Origin of the sequence: Acidovorax sp. HMWF018, assembly GCF_003061035.1 — a bacterium.
GTDB lineage: Bacteria > Pseudomonadota > Gammaproteobacteria > Burkholderiales > Burkholderiaceae_C > Acidovorax > Acidovorax delafieldii.
This window is the reverse complement of the sequence record NZ_QAIM01000646.1, coordinates 1-1,987: the sequence shown is the minus strand read 5'-3', so window position 1 is coordinate 1,987 and position 1,987 is coordinate 1. Positions and strand designations below refer to the sequence as shown.

The 1,987-nt window shown below is 63.6% G+C and carries 2 protein-coding genes; both read left to right on the top strand.

What is annotated here, in order from left to right; translation table 11 throughout:
* Positions 1 to 1,116: aldehyde dehydrogenase (locus tag DBR23_RS27100; RefSeq protein ID WP_108500134.1), on the top strand; the 1,116-nt coding region annotated here is incomplete at its 5' end.
* A gap of 208 nt (positions 1,117 to 1,324) precedes the next feature.
* On the top strand, positions 1,325 to 1,972 hold the full coding sequence (locus DBR23_RS27095; RefSeq protein ID WP_158276501.1) for a Cache 3/Cache 2 fusion domain-containing protein: 648 nt from the start codon (positions 1,325 to 1,327) through the stop codon (positions 1,970 to 1,972).
* Positions 1,973 to 1,987 lie beyond the last annotated feature (15 nt).

The window sequence follows — 1,987 nt, the reverse complement described above, 5'->3', positions numbered from 1 at the left end:
CGCTACATGGCCGGCTGGGCCACCAAGATCGAGGGCTCGACCCACGAACACTCGGTGCCGTTTGCGCTGCAGGCGCAAATGGTGGCGTACACCCGGCGCGAGCCCGTGGGCGTGGTGGCCGCTGTTGTCCCTTGGAACTTTCCGCTGCTGGTCGCCATCTGGAAGCTCGGCCCCGCGCTGGCCGCCGGATGCACGGTGGTGCTCAAACCCGCCGAGCAGACGCCGCTGACCGCGTTGATGTTGGCGGAACTGACCCAGGAAGCGGGCTTTCCGCCCGGCGTGTTCAACGTGGTCACCGGCGACGGCCCGGGCACCGGCGCGCCGCTGGTTTCGCACCCGCTGGTCAACAAGGTCAGCTTTACCGGCTCTACCGAAGTGGGCAAGCTGATTGGCCATGCCTGCGTGGACCACATGACCCGCTTCACCCTGGAGCTGGGCGGCAAATCGCCGGTGATCGTGCTCGACGACTGTGACCCGGCCACAGCTGCGGCGGGCGCGGCCAACGCGATTTTCTTCAACCACGGCCAAGTCTGCTGCGCTGGCTCGCGCCTGTACGTGCAAAAGAAGATGTTCGACCGAGTAGTGGCCGACGTGGCAGACCACGCGCGCCAACTCACGCTGGGCCACGGGCTGGACCCGGCCGCACAGATGGGACCATTGGTGTCGCAGGAACAGATGGATCGCGTCTGCGGCTACATCGACATTGGCCGTTCGCAGGGCGCCGAAGTTCTGGCCGGAGGAGGCAGGGCCGGAGAGCGAGGCTACTTCGTGCAGCCCACCGTGCTGGCCAGCGTACGCCCCGAGCACCGCGTGGTGCGCGAGGAAATCTTCGGCCCGGTGCTGGTGGCCATGCCCTACGACGACCTGGACGAGGTCGCGGCCTGGGCCAACGACTCACCCTTCGGCCTGGGCGCCAGCATCTGGTCGAACAACCTGTCGCAGGTGCACCGGCTGATCCCCAAGCTGCAGGCCGGCTCGGTATGGGTCAACTGCCACAGCATGCTCGACCCCGGCATGCCTTTCGGCGGCTACAAGCAGTCGGGCATTGGCCGCGATATGGGGCGCGCCGCTCTGGACGCTTATCTGGAAACCAAGTCCGTTTTCATCAATGTGTGAGCCAGGGGCCTTGCACTGAGCTTGATGCACTGTGTGCTCGGGGCTGTGTCTTTCCTGGGCCAACGCGTTGTTCTTCATGGACCAGCGTTGGCCCATGCCCGAGCGTAGCCTTTGTTGCAGGTTCTAGAGGTGGGTCCAACAAGCTTGCACGGATGCCCTGATGAGCCCGCCGATACCAAGAACCGTGCCATGTAATGAAGAGTCGCCTATGTCCTGGATTCGCTCGCGCAAAAGCCTGATCGCTAAGCTTCAGAAGGATTTGATGGGACGCCATGCGCCGTCCTTCTCCATCGACCATGACAGGCACGTGCAGGTCGGGGAGCACCTGACCCCTGTGCTGATGAATGGTGAACGCAGCCTCAACCTCGAACACCGGGCGCTGGATGCATTTAATGAGAAGACCGGGCAGGCGGCGTCCATCTTCATTCGCAATGGGGATGCGTTGGTGCGCATTTCAACCACCGTCAGGGACGAACACGGCAACCGCGCCGTGGGGGTGACGCTTGATCCATCCCACCCGGCCTACCGGAAGTTGCTGTCCGGTGAAAGCTACTACGGATACTCGCTGCTGTCAGGCAAGAAATTCCTCGTGTCGTACAGCCCGGTAGTAGACAGGGCGCGCCGGGTGGTGGGCGCCTCTGCGGTGGGCATCGACATCAGTCATTCCAAGGAGTGGGGCCTGCCGGCCAAGGCCGCCTGTCTGATAGCAGGGTGTGCCGGTGGCTTGCTGGTCGGAGGGTGGCTTGTCATGCAGGCGCTGGATGTGAGGGTCTCGACGGATAGGAAATTCAACCGCATGAGGCCAAGTATGGCACGAGTTTTGGGCCTCGAAACACGTTCGGCCAAGGAAGGTTGAGCGCTCGCTTGCCGC

Excerpts from the sequence above, each read along its gene's own strand:
- DBR23_RS27095 (WP_158276501.1), top strand. The coding sequence starts at position 1,325 with ATGTCCTGGATTCGCTCGCGCAAAAGCCTGATCGCTAAGCTTCAGAAG.